Origin of the sequence: Pseudomonas sp. ACN8 (assembly GCF_002303925.1) — a bacterium.
In the GTDB taxonomy this organism is placed as follows: domain Bacteria; phylum Pseudomonadota; class Gammaproteobacteria; order Pseudomonadales; family Pseudomonadaceae; genus Aquipseudomonas.
On record NZ_MRCS01000011.1, the window covers coordinates 52376 to 74383 of the forward strand.

Here is a 22008-nt window from a genome sequence, read left to right on the forward strand (position 1 = left end):
GACTTCCATCGCGAGCAAGCTCGCGCCTACAGGATTGCGGTTGATCCCTGGGCTGCTTGAGCAGTCCGGTTCAACCGCTTGTTGAACTCAAGCCACGCCCCCAGCAACGCCATCAACCCGGCACCCACCAGCGCCGTGAAGATCTGCATGGCAACAGCGTCGTCGGTCAACGCATTGACCATGTCCGCCAAGGGCGCCAACAGCACGCCCAGACAGAAAATCTCCAGTGAGAATCGGCCCATGCGGCAACTTTGCTGCGCGAGCCAGTTTTGCGTCCATCCGCTGTCGGGAATCAGTTTCGCCGTGACATAGGCCAGTGCGAGGAAGTGCAGCAGGCGCACGGGGGACAGGTCGGTCTTACTGATCGGGTACAGGAAGTCTCGCAGGCTCGCCGGCACCATGGCATCGTGTATGTCCGGCCAACGCCACAGCACGGTCAGCACCGCCGCGACCACGACATACAGCGCCGCACCGACAAACAACGGCTGGCGAATCAATGGGCGGATCTCGGGCAAGCGCGGGCGCTGGCTGTGGATCGCAGCGGCACCGCCGAGCACAAACAGCAACTGCCAGGCGACCGGGTTGAAATACCACACGCCGTCCTTGATGGCCGCCAGGTTCCAGCCGGCCAGCGGCACCATCAGATACAGCGCCAATGACATCGCGACCACCACCCAGGCCTTGCGCACCAGCAGCGGCAGCACCAGGGGCAAGCCCGCCAACAGCACGATGTACAGCGGCAACGGGTCCATCAGGTTCGGCTTGAAGCGCAACAGCAGCTCATCGATCAGGGCCTGCTGAGGATTGCTGATGAAGTGATGCATGCCCATTTCTTCCACCAGGTCCCGTGTTTCCACGTGGCTGTTGGCGAAAAACACAATGCCCATCAGCATCGCCAACAGGAAGATGTGCACCACGTAGAGCACCCACGCCCGGCGCAGGATTTTCACGCAGGCGATCAGAAAGCCTTCGCGCGCCAGGACTTTGCCGTACGCCAGGACGGACGCGAAACCTGCCAGAAACACGAAAACCTCGGCCGCATCGCTGAAACCGAAGTTACGCAGGGTGATTTGCCCCAAGGGGTTGTGGGGCACGTGATCCCAAAAGATGAAGATCAGTGCCAGACCACGGAAAAAGTCGATCCGGTGATCGCGCGCTAAGGTCATGACAGCAGGCTCGTAACAACGGGTGAAAATGGGATTGGCCACGGGCGCAAAGGCCACGCGCCCGATCGGCGGCGCGCAGGGTGGACTGATTCGCGGGCAATTGCAAAGTCGGGATATTACCGGATGTCTCGGGCGTTGCTTCAAGGCTCAACCGCTGGTCTGAAAGGTCGGTCACCCTGCGATTTCTGACAGTAGACAGGCTCCAATATTAATGAGTGCGTCGTTCTTGAAACGGGAGCCTCCCATGAGACTGTTGTGGAAAGGGCTGTCCAGTTACACGGTGATCGGGGTCGCCAACACCCTGATTCACTGGCAGATCTTTTTCCTGCTCAGCGTGGCGGCCGGCTTCAGCCAAGCGGTCAGCAACCTGGCGGCCTTCTGCGTGGCTGCGTCGTTTTCCTTCTACATGAATGCGCAATTCACCTTCGCCGCCAGTGCCACGGTCGCAGGTTACCTGCTGTTCCTTTTGGGCATGGGGGCATTGAGCCTCGGGGTCGGCCATCTGGGCGACCTCTGGCGATTGCACGGTTTGCTCACGGTGGCCGTGTTTTCGGCGTTGAGCCTGGTGTTCGGCTTCCTGTATTCCAAATACGTGGTGTTCCGCGAGCGTGATCAATGAAAATCTCGCTCATTGTCCCGGTGTTCAACGAAGAGCAGTCCATCAACCTGTTTTATCAGGCGGTGCGACGGGAGTTGAGGCTGGGCGACACCGAAGTCGAGATCGTGTTCATCAACGACGGCAGCTCCGACCGCACGGCCGAACAGGCTACGGCACTGACCCAGACGGACGATCAGGTCATGCTGATCAATTTTTCGCGCAACTTCGGCAAGGAACCGGCACTGTTTGCCGGCCTGGAGCATGCCAGCGGCGATGCCGTGATACCGATGGATGTCGACCTGCAGGACCCGATCAACGTCATTCCGTTGTTGATCGAGCAATGGCAAAAGGGTGCCGACGTGGTCCTCGCCAAGCGCCGCAGCCGGGCCGCCGACGGCTACCTCAGGCGCCACAGCGCGTCGATTTTCTACCATGTGCTCAATCGCATCGCCTACACCCGCATCGAGGAAAACGTCGGGGACTTCCGGCTGATGGATCGCAAGGTGGTCAATGTGATCCGGTCCCTGCCCGAGCACCAGTTGTTCATGAAAGGCGTGCTGTCGTGGGCCGGGTTCAACACCGTGGTGGTGGAGTTCGAGCGGCCAGGAAGGGTGGCGGGGAGCAGCAAGTTCAATGGCTGGAAGCTGTGGAACCTGGCCCTGGAAGGCGTAACCTCGTTCAGCACCGTGCCGCTGCGCTTGTGGACTTACGTCGGTGGCGGCATTTCGATTTTCGCGGTGCTCTATGCGGTGTACATGGTGCTGGACAAGATTTTCTTCGGTAACAGCGTCCCCGGTTATCCGTCGCTGATGACCGCGATCCTGTTTCTCGGCGGCGTGCAACTGATCGGCATCGGCATCCTCGGCGAATACATCGGACGCATCTACATCGAGGCCAAGCACCGGCCGCGCTATGTGATCAAGGACATCGTCGGCGGCAAAGACCGGGGCGGACGCTAGCATGGGCCGGTTTGGCGATTTCTTCGTTCGCGAGCTCAGTCGGCATCAGGTCTGGCGGTTTTTTCTGTTTGCGACCTTCTTGTATGTCCTGCCGTTGATCCTCGCGGACTATCCCTACATCGATGATAACTGGCGCTCGCTGGCGGCAGGCATGGCCTGGGCCGAACAGGGCCGACTCTTTGCCCAGTTGTTCTACAACGCGCTGACCTTCAGCCATGCCGCGCCGAACATCTTTCCCTTGCCCTTGCTGATCGCCACGCTGGCCATGGCGTCGGCACTGAGCAGTCTGACGTTCCACTATTTCCGCCAGCCCACCATTGCTTGCTGCCTGGTGCTGTTACCGCTCTGGTACAACCCGTTCTTCCTGCAAAATCTGTCCTATCAATACGACGGTCCCACCACGACGCTGAGCCTGGTGGCGGTGATCTACGCCATCACCTTTCGTCACCCGTGGCGCAGCGTGCAATGGCTGGTGCCTTCGTTCCTGATTGCACTGGCGCTGGGGTTGTATCAGGTCAGCCTGAATGTGTTCCTGGGCCTGTGTTGCCTGGAGTTGCTCAGGGCCGCCAACGATAAGACGGCCCCGGTGCCATGGCGCGACCTGCTGGGCTGGAAAACCGCCCAGGTCATCCTCGGCTTGTTGATCTACAGCGTCAGTGCCGGTCCGTACATGGACTCCAATCGCACATTGCTGCTCGATTGGACAGCGCATCCCTTATTGCAGATCGAGATCAACATTGGCCGGGTCCTGGAAAAAGTCGTGCTGCTGTTCCATGGCGGATGGCTCTGGGTGTTCGGTGGATTGCTGTTGCTCGCGATAGCCGGGGTGGTGCGGTTGGGATTGAACGTAGCGGCGCGTCAGGACGGCGGGCCGAAGAAGCTGTTGATCGGCCTGATGTGTTTGCTGACCGTGCCGGTGGTGACGCTGCTGGTGTCCGGTGTCGCGCTGATTTTCCGCGATTTCAACGAGGGCGCGCGCACCTTGATGGGTTTCGCCGTGCTGCTGGTGTTGCTGTGCTATTTGAGTCATCTGGCGCTGGCGTCGATCCATGAACGACTGCCACTGCTGTTGATCATTCCACTGCTGGCCATGTTGTCGTTGTCGTTCGCCTATGGCCGGGTGCTGACCGTGCAGAAAACCTTCGCGTCCACGGCGCTGGCCAGCCTTGATTACGACATCGCCAGCCGTCAGGCACTGCGCGAGGCCAGGCGGATCTACATGTCGGTGAGTTATTCCGACTACTGGTTGCTGGCGGCGGCAGGCTCGTTCAAGCAGATGCCGGTGCTGCACTACCTGCTCAATACCGACTTTTACATGCTGGCCGAGAATCTGCCGAAAGCGGGGATCACCAACGTGGTGGCGGAGCGGGAGCGGCGCAATGCGACGCGGGTGGGTTATCAGGGCTATGCGCCGCTGGTGGACAGCCAGTTCTACCGGATCTACCTGATCGGTGATTACGGTTTCATCGTGATGAAGGAGCCGACCCCGAGCAAAACATTGCGTTGGTGACGCGCGATTTCGATCGGGGTGGCGAGGTCATGCAGCCGCTATGTCTTGGGGTTCGAAACTGTCGGCCCGGGCCATTTGCCACATCCGCGAATAGAACTCGCCGTTCACTTCACCGGTCAGCAACTCGCCCGGTTTGAGGAACACATGCAGCTGTGAGAACAGCTTGATCTCGGTCGCCGACATGCGTCGCACCAGGTGCTTGGCCGACAGCTGCGACGGATGTTCGAGGCCGGCGGCGGCGAGCATTTCCGCCAGAGCCTTGAGGGTGTTGCGGTGGAAGTTGAACACGCGCTGGGCCTTGTCCGGCACCACCAGCGCGCGCTGGCGCAGGGTGTCCTGAGTGGCGACGCCGGTCGGGCATTTGTTGGTGTGGCAGCTCTGAGACTGGATGCAGCCAATGGCGAACATGAAGCCGCGCGCCGAGTTGGCCCAGTCGGCACCGATGGCCAGCACGCTGGCGATGTCGAAGGCGCTGACGATCTTGCCGCTGGCGCCGAGTTTGATCTTGTCCCGCAGGTTCAGCCCCACCAGGGTGTTGTGCACGAACAACAGACCTTCGCGCATCGGCACACCGATGTGGTCGGTGAACTCCACAGGCGCCGCGCCGGTGCCGCCTTCCTTGCCGTCGACGACGATGAAGTCCGGGAGGATGCCTGTTTCCAGCATGGCCTTGGCGATGCCCATGAACTCCCACGGATGGCCGAGGCAGAACTTGAAGCCCACCGGTTTGCCGCCGGACAACTCACGCAGTTGCGCGATGAAATGCATCATTTCGATCGGCGTGGAAAACGCAGTGTGGCGCGACGGTGACACGCAGTCCTCGCCCATCAGGATGCCGCGGGTCTCGGCGATTTCCCGTGTGACCTTGTGCTTGGGCAGGATACCGCCGTGGCCGGGCTTGGCGCCCTGGCTCATCTTGATTTCGATCATCCGCACCTGCGGCGTCCGGGCTTGAGCCGCGAAGCGTTCCGGGTCGAAGTGGCCGTCGCTGGTGCGGCAGCCGAAGTAGCCGCTGCCCAGCTCCCAGGTCAGGTCGCCACCGTTTTCCCGGTGATAGGGGCTGATGCTGCCTTCACCGGTGTCATGGGCGAAATTGCCGAGCCTGGCGCCCTGGTTCAAGGCGCGGATGGCGTTGGCGCTGAGGGAACCGAAACTCATGGCCGAGATATTGAACACCGACGCCGAATAGGGCTGGGTGCACTGCGGGCCGCCGACGGTGACGCGAAAACTGCTCGGGTCGCTCAAGGGCGCCGGGCGCATGGAGTGGCCGATGAATTCGAAGCCTGATTGATACACATCGATCAGCGTGCCGAAGGGTTTGTCGGCGGTTTCATTCTTGGCCCGGGAATAGACCAGCGAGCGCTGGGCCCGGGAGAAGGGCAGGGCGTCGCTGTCGGATTCGAGCAGGTACTGGCGGATTTCCGGGCGGATGCCTTCGACCAGATAGCGGATGTTGCCGAGGATCGGGTAATTTCGGCGCACAGCGTGCGGGCTTTGCAGCAGATCGAACAGGCCGATCAGGCTGAGGACAGCGGTGACGGCGGTGATCGGCCAGAGCCAGTCGTATTCAAGAAAAGGCAGGCTGGCGAGGGTGAAGATCACGCAGACGGCAAAGAAGGCGTAACGGCTCAGGAGTGACAGGCTCATACGGTTTCCTTGGGTTCGGACTCAATATTGTGGCTAAAACACAAAACACTGTAGGAGCGAGCCTGCTCGCGAAGGCGGCGGTGCAGTCGACATCGATGTTGGCTGACATACCGCTATCGCGAGCAGGCTCGCTCCTACAGAAAAGCTGTCAGGCATTTTGTGCCTGCAGAAAAATCGAAAACAGCTCGGACTGGGATTTGATCCCCAGCTTGCTGTACATGTGTTTCTTGTGAACTTTCACGGTTTCGACCGAGATTTCCAGCTTACGGGCGATTTCTTTACTGGAGCAACCGCTGAGCATCAAACGCCCGACATCCAGCTCCCGGGCCGTCAACTGCGCGCCTTTGAGCTGCTGCACCGAGGCTTCCAGCTGAACCCGCCAGTCGGCTTGCGGCGGGGTGGGGGCCAGGGCCACGACTTCGTTGATTTCATAGGGTAGACGCTGGCGCAACAGGCCGAGTACCCACGGTTGGATCAGCGACAACAAGGCGATCTGCTGGCCGTTGAAGCGTTGCTTGCTGCCCAGGGACAGGCACAGCGTGCGGTCGCCTTCGAGCTGACAATTGAACTGGATTTCATCGGCCACCACATTCAGACGAAAGTAGCGCTGGTAATACTCGGTCAGCTCGAAGTGCTCCGGGGCCACTTCCGACAGGCGATACAGCCCGGTGCGCGACTGTTCGCGGCAGGCGATGTAGAAGGGATCGAGCAGGTACAGGCCGCGCAGGTAATCCTGGAACAACTGGTCGGGGCTGCCGTCTTCGCCGGGGCATTCGGCGAACACCTGCGGGCGCTGATCGGCGCTGAAAAGCAGCGCCACCCAGCTGTCGAAAGGCACGTACTGGTCCAGCAACCGGACAAGCTGAGTCCAGAAATTGGGCTTGTCCAGGGCGTCGATCAGTTGCCCCACCGAACGGTGCCAGGCGATGTCGTCCAGCGAGAGTGTCATGCATCTACCCCTATCGTGTTACCCCGGCGGCGTAATTCCCCGCCCGGTTGCTTGCTGCGCATACTGGCGCACAGACACCGACCGGGCAATCTTTCTGCCGCCCGGCCCATGACAAGGAATACCCATGAAGGTCGAACTCGCCCAATTGGCAGGCCGTGACAACGACACGGCCTACAACCTCGAACGCACCCTGGCGGCGATGGCTGCGTGCGCAGCCGACACGCAGCTGATCCTGTTCCCCGAAGGCCACTTGATGGGCTTCCCTTCGGCGCAGTCCGTGGCGGATGTGGCCGAGGCGCTGGATGGCCCGTCCGTCAGTGCGGTGATCGCCGCCGCACGCCAGCGCAATATCGCCGTGGCCATCGGCATGGCCGAGAACGACAACGGCCGTTTCTACAACACCACGCTGCTGATCACCCCTGAAGGCATCGCGCTGAAGTACCGCAAGACGCACTTGTGGGCCTCGGATCGCGGTGTCTACGAGGCGGGCGATCGCTACGCCACCTGCTTGTGGAACGGCGTACGCGTGGGCCTGCTGATTTGCTACGACATCGAATTCCCCGAAAGCGCCCGCGCCCTGGCGCAACTGGGGGCCGAACTGTTGATTGTCACCAACGGCAACATGGACCCGTACGGCCCGACCCACCGCACCGCGATCATGGCCCGCGCCCAGGAAAACCAGGCGTTTGCGCTGATGGTCAACCGGGTGGAAGCCGGTGACGGTGGTTTGCTGTTTGCCGGCGGCAGCGCATTGGTCGATCCGCTGGGCACCCTGTTGTTCGAAGCCGGACGCGAGGAAGGGCAGTTTGCGCTCGAACTGGACCTGAACCAGTTGACGGCGGCGCGCCAGGATTATCGCTATCTGGATGATCAGCGGCTGAAGTTGCCGGGGGAGGTGATTGAACAGGCTTCTGGATTGCGGGAGTTGCTGATTCCTGCGCGTTGATCCGGGTTCTGTGCTGGCTGGGCTGACGCCTTCGCGAGCAGGCTCGCTCCCACAGGGGGCTCCAGTGGATTCAGATTTTGTGATCGACACAAATCCTGTGGGATCGAGCCTGCTCGCGATGAGGCCCTCCCGGACGACACACCTGCCTGACCAAAGAACAACAACGAAACACCTGTAACTTGCGCCGAACTCGGCTCTGCCATAAATCCAATAAAATCCGGAGTAGTCGCTCATGGCTCGTTTGCAACGCACCCTGTCACTGGGGTCGGTGGTGCTGTTTGGCATCGCCTACATGACGCCGATCATTGTGCTCGGCACCTTTGGCATCCTCGCTCAATCCACCGCCGGCATGGTGCCGGCCGCGTACCTCGCGGCGCTGGTGGCGATGTTCTTCACCGCCATGAGCTACGGGCGCATGGCCTCGGCGTTCCCGGTGGCCGGCTCGGCCTACAGCTATGTGCGCAAGGCCATCAGCCCGAAACTCGGGTTCATCGCCGGTTGGGCGGTGCTGCTCGATTACCTGTTCCTGCCGATGGCGATCTGGCTGATCGGCGCGGCCTACCTCAACTCCGCTTTCCCGGCGGTGCCGCAGTGGGTTTGGGTACTGGCGTTCATCGGCATCACCAGCGCGATCAACATCGTCGGCCTGAAACTGGCCAACGGCATCAACGCCTTGTTGATGCTGGTGCAGTTCCTGGTGCTGATCGCCTTCGTCGCGTTGTGCGTGCATTACGTCGGCGGTGATGGGAGCACGCCGTTGTGGTCGATCAAGCCGTTCTTCAATGGCGACATGCAAATGCCGCTGATCATGAGCGGCGCGGCCATCGCCTGTTACTCGTTCCTGGGCTTCGACGCCGTCAGTACCCTGACCGAAGAAACCCGCGATCCACGCCGCACCATCCCGCGGGCGATCATGCTGATCACTCTGATCGGCGGGCTTGTTTTCGTCGGCGTATCGTACTTCGTACAGATTGCTCATCCGTCGTTCCAGTTCGCCAGCGTCGACTCGGCGGCCTATGAAATTGCCCGCAACATCGGTGGCGACCTGTTCGTCTCGATCTTCCTGATCGGCCTGATCGTCGGCCAGTTCGCCTCGGGCCTGTCAGCCCAGGCCAGCGGGTCGCGACTGCTGTACGCCATGGGCCGCGACGGCGTACTGCCGAAGTCGTTTTTCGGCACCTTGCACGAACGCTTCGGCACGCCGATCAACAGCATCCTGCTGTGCGCGGTGGTGGCTTTGCTGGCACTGAAACTGGACGTCACCACCTCGACCTCGTTCATCAACTTCGGCGCATTCCTGTCCTTTAGCCTGGTCAACCTGTCGGTGATCTTCCATTACTGGATCGGTGGCGAAAACAAAGGTCTGCGCGAATTCGTGCTGTTCCTGCTGTTCCCGTTCATCGGCCTGGCGGCGGATGTGTGGCTGATGGTCAGCCTCGATCACCTGGCGGTTTATCTGGGGTTGAGCTGGTTGGCGATCGGCGTGGTGTACCTGGCGGTGTTGACCGGCGGGTTCCGTCGGCAGCCGCCGGAAATGGATTTCCAGGAAGCGCTCTGAGGCGCCGTCAGGCGGCCGGTCGGGTCTGGCGTAGCGGCAGTTGTACGCGAAACGTCGTACCGGCCCCCAGTTCGCTGCTCACCGAAATATCGCCACCGTGTTTTTTCACAATGCCATAGGACAGGGACAGGCCCAGCCCTGTCCCTTGGCCCACCGGTTTTGTGGTGAAAAACGGATCGAAGATTTTTGGCAGGGTGTCGGGCGCGATACCTGATCCTGTATCGGCGATTTCGATCCACGCCGTCTCGCCTTGCGTCCCGGTACGAAGGGTGATGGTGCCGCGTTCGGGGCCCATGGCCTGCGCGGCGTTGACCACGAGGTTCATGATGACCTGGTTGATTTGCGACGGCAGGCACTCGATTTCCGGCAGCACCTGATAGTCCTTGACCACATCGGCCTTGTACTTGAGTTCGCTGGCGACGATGTTCAGTGTCGACTCGATGCCCTGTTGCAGATTGGCCCATTGCCATTCCTGACTGTTGTCGACCCGGGAGAAATCTTTCAGGTCCCTGACGATCTGCCCGACCCGGCTGATGCCTTCCTTCGATTCCTTGATCAACAGCGGCACGTCCTCGCGCAGATACTCAAGTTCGATCTGCTCGCGCATGTGCTCCAGTTGCAGAGCGGTCGGGCTGCCCGCCAGAACCTGTTCAGCGCTGTGGTAGGCGTCGAGCATGGTCAGCAATTGCTGAAAGTAACCGTCCAGGGTGCCAAGGTTGGAGGAGATGAACCCGATCGGATTGTTGATCTCATGCGCGACACCGGCCGCCAGTTGGCCCAGCGAAGCGAGCTTTTCCGATTGCACCAACTGGCCTTCCAGTTGCTTGCGCTCGTCGATTTCCCGCTGCAAGGCCTCACTGGCCTGCTTGAACTGGGCGGTGCGCTGATCCACCAGATGTTCCAGGTGATGCATCTGCAGCGAGGCCCGTTCGGTCATTTCCCATTTGGTCAGCAAGGTGTTGGCCATCTGCTGGACTTCGATGTTGTCGAACGGTTTCTTCAGGATCAGCAGCCGGTCATGGGCATTCAGGCGATTGAGCAGATCGTCCCAGGAATAATCGGAGTAGGCGGTACAGACCACTACCTGCAGTTGCGGATCCTGCTGCCACAGGTGTTCGATGGTTTTTGCCCCGTCCCAGCCGTCGGGCATACGCATGTCGACAAACGCCAGCGCGTAGGGGCGTTGTTCCTGTAGCGCGCGGTTGAGTTTGCCCAGGCCTTCTTCGCCACCATAGGCCGAATCCAGTTCGAACATCGGGCGCTCGGGTTGGGCCTGTTCGCCAAACAATGCGGCCTCCATCTCGTCGAGTTCTGCCGAGTGAGCCTGGGGCGGGGCGAGGATCTTGCGAAAATCGTCGTGGATCGACGGCATGTCGTCGATCAACAGAATGCGGCGGTTCGAGAGCTCACTCATGCGTTCTCCGTTACGGTGATCAGCGGTATCTGCAAGGTAAACAACGCGCCCAGGCCTGGGCCATCGCTGTGGGCGGTGAGGTGGCCGTTCATCTCGATGGCCGCCAGCGCGCAGCTGTGCAGGCCGAAACCATGACCTTCCTTGCGGGTGGTGAAACCGTGGGCAAAGATCCGCGTCATGTTTTCCGGGGCGATACCTTCGCCATCATCCCTGACGCTGATTTCCAGGAAAGTGTCATCGACGATTCGCACACCGAGGGTCATTTCCCTTGAGCGGTTGCTGAGGTCGGACATCGCGTACTTGGCATTGCTGATCAGGTTGATCAGGATCAGCAGCAAGCGGTGCTTGTCCCCCATCACCTGAGGCACCTCGCTGTATTCCTTGATCACCGTGACGTGATGCCGGGTCAGCGCGCCGGCATTCATGCGCAGTGCGTCTTCGAGCAGTTCGCTGATGTACAGCGGTTCGGTGATGCTGTTGGCCCCGGCATAGGATTGCTGGGTGGCAACGATGTCCTTGATATGGTCGACGCTCTTGCTCATCTGCCCCAGTTCGTCGGTCATCTCCTGCTGTTCCTGGGCGATGGCGCCGACCAGTTGATTGAGATAACCGGGCAGTAGCTTGCCCTTGTCGTCCTCGGTCAGGAAATGGCCAAGATCCTCCGGATGGCCGTTGATCAGTTGCATTGCCTTGCCCAGTCCGAGGGTCTTGCTGCTGCGAAGCTTTCGCGCGATCAGGTCGGCAGAGATGTTCACGCTATTGAGCACGTTGCCGACGTTGTGCAGCACGTTGGTCGCGATTTCGGCCATGCCGGCCTGGCGTGCGGTGGCGAGCAATTCGCTCTGGGCATTCCTGAGCTCGCGGGTACGTTCCTCGACCCGCTGTTCGAGCACGTCGTTGGCGGTTTGCAGAGCGCTGTTGACCCGATTGATCTCGGCGAAGCTGCGGATCAGGCGAAAGGCCAGCCACATCAGCAGCAACACCAGCAGGCCGGAAAACGCCAGCAGGTAGAAATGGTATTTCTTGTCGATTTTCTCGGCCCGTTGCTGATCCTGGTTGAGCATGTTGGTGATGTCGTCCAGACGATCCGCCACGGGAACCTCTTCGATGTCTTCGAGCAAAGCGTTGACAAGCGGCTGCTCGCGCAGGATCAGGGCGACGTGATTGCTGAGGATCCTGATCGGGGTATGAAACTCCCCAGGCAAGCGTTGCGCGTTCACCGCCAGTTTGCTCAGCCCCACCTGAATGTCGGCGGCTTTGTCGACGGAGGTGACCTGGGCGAACTCCAGGGCACTGAGCAACAGGTCATAGGTATCGGTGGCGATGTTTTGCACTTGCAGCTTGTCGAGGTCAGGCAGGTCGGCCAGTTGCGCCTGGATGTCGTCCTCGGCGGTGGGCAGGAAGGCCAGCGAGTTGCGCAGTAAGGCGTTGTGCGACTTGAACTGCTCCACCAGGCGGGTCTTTTCCTGCATCGTCTGCAGAAAAGCCTCGTGGGCATCGTTCCATTGCTGTGACTCGTTGCGCCCATGACCTGACTCCATGGTTTCGAACTGCTCCCATAGCCGGTTCATCTCGTTCATTGGCGAAACCAGAGGGTCGTAGTTATGCGAAATCGCCACCCGGGCCTTGAGGACCTCGTTTTCCCACTGGGCGTCCTGCTGTTTCATCAGGCGGATCAGATCCCGGGATTCCGAGTAGTTCACGGTCTGTTCCGAGTTGGATTTGAAGTACAGAAAAACCAGGGTCGAGGCCAGGAGCACGGCGACGAGCGCGAGTAACAGCAGGCTGAAGCGGCGTGACAGCTTTATCATGACTTACCCTTCCATTCGCCGGTCAGGGTCTTGAGAAACTTCACAATCAGCGCTTTGTCTTCAGCGCTCGGCATGCGTCCCAACTGATACTGGAACATGACGTCCACGGCTCTTTCGAGGGTGGGCGCCGAGCCGTCGTGAAAGTAGGGGGCGGTCAGGGCGACATTGCGCAGGCTCGGGACCTTGAACACCGAGCGGTCCGCTTCGTCACCGGTAATGTTGAACCGTCCCTGGTCGGCGGCGGTCGGGTTGCCGCGATCGGCGATGTAATCACCGAACACCCCGAACTTCTGGAACATGTTGCCACCGATGTTCACGCCCTGATGACAGGCGATGCAGCCGTAGTCCTTGAAGCGCTGATAGCCGTATTTCTCGTCGAGGGTCAGGATGCTCGTATTGCCCAGCAGGTATTGATCGAAACGGGATCCGGGTGTCAGCAGGGTGCGCTCGTAGGCGGCCAGTGCGCTCTGTATGTTGGCCTTGGTCACTGCATTCGGGTACGCCGCGCTGAAGCCTGCGCGGTAGTCTGAATCCTCGTTGATCCGCTGGACGATGGTGTTCCAGTCGCTGCCCATTTCGTGGGGACTGGTAATGACGATGTTGCTTTGCGCCTCGAGCGTTTCGACGCGGCCGTCCCAGAATTGGCGAAAGTTGAGGCTGGCGTTGAACACCGTCGGCGTGTTGATCGATACCGGTTGTCCATCGAAGCCGAGGGACAGTGCACGGGTGTCCGCTCCGCTCTTGTCCAGTTGATGACAACTGGCGCAGGACAGGGTGTTGTTGACCGACAGGCGCGGATCACTGAAGAGCTTGCGACCGAGTTCAACCTGACCGGGGTTCTGTTTCGGTATTTCGGGCAAGGGTTTGAGCGGTTCGTCCAGCGGCGCGGCACCGGCGATTGCACTGAGCCCGTAAAGCAGGATCGCAAGGGAGCGGGGGACAAGGGACATGGGCCATCGTCTCGCGAATTTACCGCCGGACTGTCGTTTCTGCCTGTTCATGATTCGTCTCGCTGTTCTGCCCAGCCAACGGCCAGCAGCCGCGCAAAAGCGTCTGCCGGCAGGGCCTTGCTGAAGTAGTAACCTTGGCCTTCCTCACATTGATGGGCCTTGAGAAACGCCAGTTGTTCCTCGGTCTCGACGCCTTCGGCGATGACATTCAGATCGAGGCTCCTGCCCAGGCTGATGATCGCGCTGACCAGGGCGGCATCGTTGGTGTCATTGCTCAAGCCACGAATGAACGACTGATCGATTTTCAGCACATCGATGGGGAACCGGCGCAGATAGCTCAAGCTGGAATATCCGGTGCCGAAGTCATCGATGGCCAGCCGCACCCCCAGCGTCTTCAGTCGGTTCAGCGCGGTCATGGTCGTCTCGACGTTCTGCATCAGCACACCTTCGGTGATCTCCAGTTCCAGCAGGCAGGGGGGCATTCCCGTCTGTTCGAGTATCTGTTCGATGCCTTCGACGAAATCACGTTGACGAAAGTCGATGGCCGATGTGTTGACCGACATGCGGATCGCCGGCAGTCCGGCCGCTTGCCAGAGCCGTGTCTGGCGACAGGCTTCGGCCAATACCCACTTGCTCAATGGCACGATCAGACCGCTGTCTTCGGCCACGGGGATGAACTCGGACGGATAGACCAGGCCATGCCCGGGTTTTTGCCAACGCACCAGCGCCTCCGCACCGACTACCCGTCCGCTGCTCAGTTCGATTTTCGGTTGGTAGTGCAGGACGAATTCGTGCCTTTGCAGGGCCTGACGAATGCCCGATTCGATGCTCTGCTGCTCCCGGGCACGCTGGTTCATGGCTTCGATGAAGAAACCGATGTCGTTCGGACCGCTTTCCTTGATGTGGCGCATGGCGGATTCGGCTTTTTTGATCAGATCAATGGCCTCGAACCCGTCATCGGGGTAAACGCTGATGCCCAGACTGGCGGTGATGCTGATCTCCTGGCCGGCGATCGACTGTGGGCTGCGCACGGCACTCAGCAATTTTTCGGCGATGCCGCGGGTCTGCTGGGGGTGGTTGATGTCGCTGAGGATCACCACGAATTCGTCGGCGCCATAGCGAAAGACCGAATCGGACTCTCGCACGTACTTGAGCAGTTGTTGCCCGACCCGTTTGAGCATTTCGTCCCCTGCCGGGTGGCCCAGAGCGTTGTTGATGCGCTTGAATCGGTCCAGCCCGAGAAACATCACCACCAGATGCTTGTCATGGCGTCGGCAAGTGGCCAGCGACTGGCTCAGGCGATCACCCAGCAATGTGCTGTTGGGCAACCCTGTAAGGGCGTCGTACTGCAGCAGGTGCGATACCTTGAGCAGTTCGTGTACCCGTGCCTCGATGGTCTGCTCAAGGCTCAACAACTTCAGCGCCGCGTCCTGTGCCAACTGCCATTTCCAGGTCAGGGCGTTGGCCATCTGGCGGATTTCCAGGATGTCGAAAGGCTTTTTCAGAATCAGCAACTGGTCACCGAACTGCAGTCGTTCGGCCACGGCTTCCCAGCTGTAGTCGGAATAAGCGGTGCACAAGGCAATTTGCAGGTTCGGGTCGGCATTCCACAGGTGTTCGATGGTTTCCAGGCCGTCCCAGCCGGGCGGCATACGCATGTCGATAAACGCCAGGGCGTAGGGGTGGCCATCGGCTAGTGCGCGTTCGACCAACGCCAGGGCTTCTTTGCCCTGGTAGGCGGAGTCGAGCTGGAAGTTGAGGCGCGATGATTGCCGAGTCCCGAACAGCGAATGCTCGAGACTGTTCAGATCTGCTTCGGAGCCGGTATCCGGGGTGAGGATCTTGCGAAAATCGGCATGGATCGCCGGTGTGTCATCGATGATGAGAATACGTCGGTTGGTCTGGGGGGAAAGTGTTTTCATCCCTCATCCTCCCTGGAGGACGGAGGAGCGATGCTGCCGTCCTTGAGCAATCGGGCCGCTTGTTCAGGATTCACGGCCTCGCTGAAGTAGAGGCCTTGTGCGCTTGATAGCGGGGCGGCTGACTCTGGCGTGCGGGGCCGATCCGACGGCTGGACACCTTCGGTAATGATGCCGATTCCCAGGTCCCGGGCGAAGTTGACGATTGCCCGCAGGCTGTTGGCGCCAGCCGCATCCTGGGTCGCGCCGTCGATAAAGGATTGGTTGAGCTTCAGGTGATTGACCCGGTAGGTTTTCAGGTAATCGAATGATGAATATTCGGTGCCGAAATCATCGATGGCGATTTTTACCCCCAGCTCCCGCAGGCGAGGCAATACATCGTTCTGGGTCCACTTGGTTTGCGCCAGAGTCGCTTCGGTCACGTCGAAACGCAGGTCCCAGGGGGCGAGCTCCCATCGCGCAGTGGTGCGCAGCACGTCGTAAATGAGCTCCGGACCACTCTTTAGCTGCGCCAGGGACAGTTTGATCGCCATCACGGGGGGTGCCATTCCCTCGTTACGCCACAGGCTCATCTGCCGGCAGGCCTGGTTCAGCACCCAGCGTCCGAGAGGGATGATGGCACCGGTCTTTTCCGCCGCGGGCACGAAAGCCGGCGCCTGCAGTTCGCCGCGCAGGGGATGGCACCAGCGCACTTGCGCTTCCATGCCCAGGATCCTGCCGCTGTGCATATCCACTTCCGGAACGTAATGCAGCGCCAGTTCATCGCGCTCGATGGCCGTCATCAAGTCATTGGCGATGGTCATGCGCTCGGCCACCTCCTGAGTGATCTCCTGCGAGTGGAAGTGATATTGGTTGCGGCCCATTTCCTTGGAACGGTACAGCGCCATGTCCGCCTGGCTCAGCAGGCTGTCGGCGTCGAGGCAGGCGACGCCGTAGCTGCTGATACCGATGCTGACTGAAATATGCAGGGCATTGCCGGCGAGGTTGTACGGCGTCAGCAGCGCATCGCGGATATTGGCTGCCATGGCGGCGGACTGGGTCGGGTCGCTGACGTCCAGTTGCAGGATCGCGAACTCGTCCCCGCCCAGGCGTGCGACCACATCGTTTTCCCGCACGCCGGATTTGATGCGCCGGGCCACTTCCTGCAACAACAGATCACCCACCGGATGGCCGAGGGTGTCGTTGATCCGCTTGAAGTGATCCAGGTCCAGATAAAATACCGCGAATGCCTCTGCGCCTCGACGTGCGGCAGCAAAGGCCTGATGCAGGCGTTCGATCAGGGTGGCGCGATTGGCCAGGCCGGTGAGCCCGTCGGTGCGGGCGAGCAGGGCCATTTTTTCTTCGGCCAGCCGGCGTTCGGTAATGTCGAGAATGATCCCCTCGACTTCCAGCAGGCGACCGTCATGGTCGCGTACGGGAATGTAGCGGTTCTCCACCCAGCGCCATGTACCCTGGCCGGTGCGCAGGCGAAACTCAATCGAGGCGCCCAGCGCATGGCGGTCCAGCACCCGGGCCATGGCCGCATCGACACTGGCCTGGTCTTCCGGGTGGATCAACTGCTGGGCCCAGTTGGCCGAGCTCACCAGATCGGCGGCGACGTGTCCGTAGCGGGTGATGTTATGGGAAATGTACATCAGCGGAAACGATGGCTCGCCGCGCAACCGGTAAAGGATCGTCGGGCTGTTCTGCACGATGATATTGGCGTCGGACAGTTCCCGGGTACGCTCCTGGACCGCCTGTTCCAGCAGGTTCATCTTGAGCGCGGCATCTTCGGTCATCTGCCATTTGACCGTGAGTGCGCTGGCCATCTGGCGTATCTCGATGGCGTCGAAGGGCTTCTTCAGAATCAGCAGGCGGTCGTTCAGCGCCAGCCGTTGGTCGATGTCCTCCCAGGAATAGTCGGAGTAGGCGGTGCACAGCGCCACCTGCAATTTGGGATCGACCTGCCATAACCGTTCGATGGTCTCCAGGCCATCCCAGCCAGGTGGCATGCGCATATCGATGAATGCCATTGCATAGGGACGATCATCGGCCAGGGCGGCTTCGAGCTTGTCCAGGGCTTCGCGGCCCTGAAACGCCGAGTCCAGCTCAAAGTGTTGGGTCTGCGTGGGGGACAGGGTGCCGAACAGGAGGTTTTCGGTTTGTCCCAGGCTGTCGTCCTCGGCAATGCCGGGGCTGAGAATTTTGGCGAAATCGGCATGAATCGACGCGGTGTCGTCGACAATGAGTACGCGGCGATTGATTTGCGGCGGCCGGATATTCATTGATCGGCACCCGCCGGGGTACACGCGTTCAACATCGGGAGCATCCTTTTCCCCTCCACACGTCTGCACACAGGCCGGTTGTATCGTCCAGTGTGCTGAGCATAGTTGCCAGTTCGTCATTTTGCCTGTCGGGTTCAAGCGGTGATTTGCGCCCATGGCGGAAAAATCATCTAGCCTGTCACTCAAGCAAGGGCAAGAAAGGACGTAGGCCCGCGCCAACTGACACATTCACGGTTCACTTGAGGCCATGCCATGGAAGAGCAGTCCGCCCCGCCTTTGCCCCGTCGACCCAAGGTGTTGCTGGTCGATGACGAGGAATCGATCCTCAGCAGTTTGCGCCGCCTGTTGCGCGGCCAACCCTACGATGTGCTGCTGGCCGGCAGTGGCGCGCAGGCGCTGGAAATCATGGCGCAGCAGCCGGTGGATCTGGTGATGAGCGATGCACGCATGCCCAATATGGACGGTGCCACGTTGCTGGCGCATGTCCATCGGCTCTATCCGCAGACCACGCGGATCATGCTGACCGGGCACGTCGACCCGTCGGCGATCATCAAGGCCATCAACGAGGGGCAGATTCACCGCTACATCAGCAAACCCTGGAATGACGACGAAATGCTCCTGACCCTGCGCCAGGCCCTGGAGCACCAGCACTCGGAGCGTGAACGCCAGCGCCTGGAACAATTGACCCGGGTGCAGAACGATCAGCTCAAGCTGCTCAACAGCACACTGGAAAAACATGTCGCCGCCCGCACCGCTGAATTGCAGCAGACTGCCGACATGCTCGACCTGGCTTACGAGGAGCTCAAGCACAGCTATGTCACCGGCACCGAAGTGTTCTCGCTGCTGGCCAACCTGCGCCTGCCACCGACCAAGCAGACCAACCGGCAGATCATCGAACTGTTGCGCGGCTACTGTACGAAACATGGGCTGGATGAAGCCGCCAGCCGCGACCTGACCATGGCGGCCGCGTTGTACAACATCGGCAAGCTGAGCTGGTCCGACAGCATGATGGTCACCCCTTCGGATCTGCTGAGGCACACTGACCGCGACCGCTATCGTGGCTATCCGAAGCAGAGTGAATCGCTACTGATGACCCTGGATCCGTTGAAGGACGCGGCGCAGTTGATCCTGCACCATCAGGAACGCTGGGACGGCAGCGGTTTCCCCGACCGGCTCAAGGGCAATGCCATTCCGTTCGGCTCGCGATTGCTGAAGCTGGCGGTCGACTTCGTCGAGTTGCAGCGCGGATTGATTCTCGAACGACAGATGAACAGCGACGAAGCGCTGCTCTACCTGCGCCAGTACGCCGGACGGCTTTACGATCCTGATCTGCTCGAGGATTTCATTCAGGTCTGCGTCACGTTCGTGAGCGATATCGCTCAGGCCGATCCGCAGGTCAAGGTCCTGACTACCCGCGAGCTGACGGCCGGAATGCTGCTGGCGCGCAATCTCAACGCCGACAACGGCATGCTCCTGCTCAATGCCGGAAAGGTGTTGAACGGCCCGCTGGTGGAAAAACTGATCGCGTTCGAAGCCATGGAAGGCGGCAAGTACAGGATTTTCGTGAAGGTCCCGCAGGATACGCCGCAGGTGCTTCAGGCCAAGGCATGACGGCGGACGGTCGGACATGGGATCCTTGTGATTTCCATCAGGGTCCATGGCTGACACATGACATCTGCATCCACTGTTTCACCGCACATTATCCATATCGCCGCCGCCCTGCTGATCGGCCCTGATGGCCGCACACTGTTGGTGCGCAAGCGCGGCACCACGGCGTTCATGCAGCCGGGTGGCAAGATCGAGCCTCACGAGTTGCCGGTCCACGCCCTGGCCCGGGAGCTGGAAGAAGAGCTGGGTCTGGGCATCGACCCGGCGCAGGCCGCTTACCTCGGTCACTTCTCGGCACCGGCCGCCAACGAGCCGGGCTTTGTCGTACACGCCGAGATTTTTCAGCTGCACATCGATGTCGACGTGACGCCCGCGGCAGAGATCGAAGAAGTGATCTGGATCGATCCGGCCACCGACGGCGGTGTCAGCCTGGCACCATTGACACGGGACCTGATCCTGCCGTTTTATCGAGCGTCGCTGACCGCGATCGCCTGATCATTACGCAAAGGACCTCGCCCATGATCCCGCTTCAAGACCTGCTGATTTTTGCTGCTGCCGCGTTGCTGATGGTACTGACACCGGGGCCGAACATGATCTACCTGATCTCCCGTTCGATCTGCCAGGGTCGCAAGGCCGGGGTGATTTCGTTGCTTGGGGTGGTTGCGGGATTCTTCGTGCACCTGTTTGCCGCCGCCGCCGGTTTGACCGCGGTGTTCCTGGCCGTGCCGATGGCCTATGAGGTGTTGAAGTGGGCCGGTGCGTTGTACCTGTTGTGGCTGGCCTGGCAGGCGATCAAGCCCGGTGCGCGCTCGCCGTTCGAGGCGCAGCAGTTGCCCCCGGATTCGTCGCGCAAGTTGATCACCATGGGCTTTCTGACCAGCGCCCTGAACCCGAAAATCGCGGTGTTCTATCTGTCGGTGTTTCCGCAGTTCATCACGCCGGAGCACGGCTCGGTGTTCAGCCAGAGCGTCATCCTCGGCCTGACCCAGATCAGCGTCAGTTTCTGCGTCAACCTGTTGATCGCCATGTTTGCCGCGGGCATCGCCTCGTGGTTCGTCAACAACCCGACCTGGCTGGCGATGCAGCGCTATTTCATGGGCTTCGTGTTGTCGGCGCTGGCGCTGCGACTGATGCTTGAGCAAAAACGGATGGCTTGAGGATGTGGATCGAACGACTGGATGCCAGCCATGCCCTGGACTACCGGGCGCTCATGCTCGAGGCCTACGACCTGCACCCGCAGGCCTTCACCTCGAGCGTGCGTGAGCGGGCGGCGATGCCGCTGGGCTGGTGGGAGTCGCGCCTGAGCGGCAAGCTGGACGTGGTGTTCGGGGCGTTCGAAGAAGGCCGGTTGGCGGGCATCGCCGGCCTCGCATTCGAGTCTCGGGAAAAGGCCCGGCACAAGGTGACGCTGTTTGGCATGTATGTTTCACCGACGGTCCGCCAGCGCGGGCTCGGCTATCAACTGGTTCAGGCGGCATTGGCCGAGGCGCAGAACGATGCGGGTTTGCGCCTGATCCAGTTGACCGTCACCGCCGGCAATGATGCCGCGTTCAACCTCTACCAGCGCTGCGGTTTCGTCCAGTTCGGACTTGAGCCGATGGCGGTGCGGGTGGGGGAGGATTACTTCGACAAGATCCACATGTGGCGTGAGCTCTAAGGATCACCAGGATCCCTGTAGGAGCGAGCCTGCTCGCGATGGCGGCGTGTCAGTCAATGCAGATATTGAATGTCAGACCGCTATCGCGAGCAGGCTCACTCCTACAGGGATTTTTGTTGCTCTATCGAACGGCGCTGACACCATCGAGCGTCGAAAACGACGTGTCCTTGGCCGTCAGCAAGAAGTCACGCATGTACGGCGCATCGAGCATGTCGGCGCGGATCGCCGCATACAGTGTGGCGAACAAGCCTTTCTCACCCAGCCGCTTGGCTTTCACATAGCCTCGCGAGCTGTATTCATGCAGTGCCCAATGGGGCATGCCGCACACGCCGCGTCCGCTGGCCACCAATTGCATCATCATCACCGTCAGTTCCGAGGTGCGGACCTGGGCCGGTTCGATGTCGGCGGGTTCGAGGAAACGGGTGAAAATGTCCAGCCGATCCCGTTCCACCGGGTAGGTGATCAAGGTTTCCGGGAGCAAGTCTTCGGGAACGATATAGGCCTTGCCGGCCAGGCGGTGCTGGTTGGCCACCGCGAGCATCGCTTCATAAGTGAACAACGGTACATAGGTGATCCCGGCCAGGTCCACCGGATCGGAGGTCACCACCAGGTCCAGATCGCCACGGGCCAGGGCCGGCAACGGGGCGAAGGAAAACCCCGAGGCCAGGTCCAGCTCGACTTCCGGCCAGGCGTCGCGGAACTGGTCGATGGTCGGCATCAGCCACTGGAAGCAACTGTGGCACTCGATGGCCATGTGCAAACGACCGGCGGTGCCACCGGCCAGGCGACTGATGTCGCGTTCGGCGGCGCGCAGCAGCGGCAGGGTGGCGTCGGCCAGTTGCAGCAGGCGCAAACCGGCGCTGGTGAAGCGCACCGGTTTGGTCTTGCGCACGAACAGCGGCATGCCCATGCGCTCCTCCAGCTCCTTGAACTGGTGGGACAGGGCCGATTGGGTCAGGTGCAGGCGATCGGCTGCATCCACCAGGCTGTCGGCTTCGCGCAAGGCGTGCAGGGTCTTGAGGTGACGGATTTCAAGCACCGGGGGCTCCATG

General features: G+C 60.7%; 18 protein-coding genes. 9 read left to right on the top strand and 9 right to left on the bottom strand.

Annotated elements, in window-relative coordinates; translation table 11 throughout:
• Positions 1-26: 26 nt before the first annotated feature.
• The gene (locus tag BSF44_RS08345) at positions 27-1166 is read right to left on the bottom strand and encodes an OpgC family protein (protein WP_095943092.1); all 1140 of its coding nucleotides are present in this window, start codon (positions 1164-1166) and stop codon (positions 27-29) included.
• A 244-nt stretch (positions 1167-1410) separates the two neighbouring features.
• Between BSF44_RS08345 and BSF44_RS08350 the strand changes: the two genes are divergently transcribed.
• The 3 genes from BSF44_RS08350 to BSF44_RS08360 are packed head-to-tail and all read left to right on the top strand — an operon-like array spanning position 1411 to position 4233.
• Positions 1411-1785, top strand: coding sequence for a GtrA family protein (locus BSF44_RS08350; protein ID WP_095943093.1), 375 nt, complete (start codon positions 1411-1413; stop codon positions 1783-1785).
• Complete coding sequence (locus BSF44_RS08355; RefSeq protein WP_095943094.1) at positions 1782-2723, top strand: glycosyltransferase family 2 protein; 942 nt, start codon at positions 1782-1784, stop codon at positions 2721-2723. The genes BSF44_RS08350 and BSF44_RS08355 overlap by 4 nt, the downstream gene beginning before the upstream one ends.
• Position 2724: 1 nt before the next feature.
• Positions 2725-4233 (top strand): glucosyltransferase domain-containing protein, encoded by a 1509-nt coding sequence (locus BSF44_RS08360; RefSeq protein WP_095943095.1) that lies wholly within the window; start codon positions 2725-2727, stop codon positions 4231-4233.
• Between the two features lie 27 nt (positions 4234-4260).
• On the opposite strand, the gene BSF44_RS08365 is transcribed toward BSF44_RS08360, so the two are convergent.
• Both BSF44_RS08365 and BSF44_RS08370 read right to left on the bottom strand, forming a co-directional pair.
• Positions 4261-5880 carry an FMN-binding glutamate synthase family protein gene (locus BSF44_RS08365; RefSeq protein ID WP_095943096.1) on the bottom strand — a complete coding sequence of 540 codons (1620 nt, stop codon included), beginning with the start codon at positions 5878-5880 and terminating at the stop codon, positions 4261-4263.
• Between the two features lie 148 nt (positions 5881-6028).
• Positions 6029-6829: a LuxR C-terminal-related transcriptional regulator gene (locus BSF44_RS08370; protein ID WP_095943097.1), complete on the bottom strand. Its 801-nt coding sequence runs from the start codon at positions 6827-6829 to the stop codon at positions 6029-6031.
• A gap of 124 nt (positions 6830-6953) precedes the next feature.
• Between BSF44_RS08370 and BSF44_RS08375 the strand changes: the two genes are divergently transcribed.
• Both BSF44_RS08375 and BSF44_RS08380 read left to right on the top strand, forming a co-directional pair.
• Positions 6954-7775, top strand: coding sequence for a carbon-nitrogen hydrolase family protein (locus tag BSF44_RS08375; RefSeq protein WP_095943098.1), 822 nt, complete (start codon positions 6954-6956; stop codon positions 7773-7775).
• A gap of 232 nt (positions 7776-8007) precedes the next feature.
• Positions 8008-9333: an APC family permease gene (locus tag BSF44_RS08380; RefSeq protein WP_095943099.1), complete on the top strand. Its 1326-nt coding sequence runs from the start codon at positions 8008-8010 to the stop codon at positions 9331-9333.
• A gap of 7 nt (positions 9334-9340) precedes the next feature.
• Here BSF44_RS08380 and BSF44_RS08385 read toward each other — a convergent pair whose 3' ends face one another.
• The 5 genes from BSF44_RS08385 to BSF44_RS08405 are packed head-to-tail and all read right to left on the bottom strand — an operon-like array spanning position 9341 to position 17691.
• A complete protein-coding gene (locus tag BSF44_RS08385; RefSeq protein ID WP_095943100.1) occupies positions 9341-10747 on the bottom strand; it encodes an ATP-binding protein in 1407 nt (468 codons plus the stop codon).
• The gene (locus BSF44_RS08390) at positions 10744-12558 is read right to left on the bottom strand and encodes a DAHL domain-containing protein (RefSeq protein WP_095943101.1); all 1815 of its coding nucleotides are present in this window, start codon (positions 12556-12558) and stop codon (positions 10744-10746) included. The genes BSF44_RS08385 and BSF44_RS08390 overlap by 4 nt, the downstream gene beginning before the upstream one ends.
• Positions 12555-13508 carry a cytochrome-c peroxidase gene (locus BSF44_RS08395; protein WP_095943102.1) on the bottom strand — a complete coding sequence of 318 codons (954 nt, stop codon included), beginning with the start codon at positions 13506-13508 and terminating at the stop codon, positions 12555-12557. The genes BSF44_RS08390 and BSF44_RS08395 overlap by 4 nt, the downstream gene beginning before the upstream one ends.
• 47 nt (positions 13509-13555) lie before the next feature.
• Entirely contained in the window at positions 13556-15430 is a 1875-nt protein-coding gene (locus BSF44_RS08400) for a bifunctional diguanylate cyclase/phosphodiesterase (RefSeq protein ID WP_095943103.1), read from the bottom strand.
• Positions 15427-17691, bottom strand: coding sequence for an EAL domain-containing protein (locus BSF44_RS08405; protein ID WP_095943104.1), 2265 nt, complete (start codon positions 17689-17691; stop codon positions 15427-15429). Before BSF44_RS08405 ends, BSF44_RS08400 begins: the two co-directional genes overlap by 4 nt.
• 252 nt (positions 17692-17943) lie before the next feature.
• Here BSF44_RS08405 and BSF44_RS08410 point away from each other — a divergent pair, with 252 nt between their 5' ends.
• The 4 genes from BSF44_RS08410 to BSF44_RS08425 are packed head-to-tail and all read left to right on the top strand — an operon-like array spanning position 17944 to position 20956.
• Positions 17944-19302, top strand: coding sequence for an HD domain-containing phosphohydrolase (locus BSF44_RS08410; RefSeq protein WP_095943105.1), 1359 nt, complete (start codon positions 17944-17946; stop codon positions 19300-19302).
• Between the two features lie 57 nt (positions 19303-19359).
• The gene (locus tag BSF44_RS08415) at positions 19360-19794 is read left to right on the top strand and encodes an NUDIX domain-containing protein (RefSeq protein WP_095943106.1); all 435 of its coding nucleotides are present in this window, start codon (positions 19360-19362) and stop codon (positions 19792-19794) included.
• A gap of 23 nt (positions 19795-19817) precedes the next feature.
• A complete protein-coding gene (locus BSF44_RS08420) occupies positions 19818-20456 on the top strand; it encodes a LysE family translocator (protein ID WP_095943107.1) in 639 nt (212 codons plus the stop codon).
• Positions 20457-20458: 2 nt separating this feature from the next.
• Positions 20459-20956 (top strand): GNAT family N-acetyltransferase, encoded by a 498-nt coding sequence (locus BSF44_RS08425; RefSeq protein ID WP_095943108.1) that lies wholly within the window; start codon positions 20459-20461, stop codon positions 20954-20956.
• 121 nt (positions 20957-21077) lie between these two features.
• On the opposite strand, the gene metR is transcribed toward BSF44_RS08425, so the two are convergent.
• Positions 21078-21995 carry a transcriptional regulator MetR gene (gene metR / locus BSF44_RS08430; protein ID WP_008021042.1) on the bottom strand — a complete coding sequence of 306 codons (918 nt, stop codon included), beginning with the start codon at positions 21993-21995 and terminating at the stop codon, positions 21078-21080.
• Between the last annotated feature and the right edge of the window lie 13 nt (positions 21996-22008).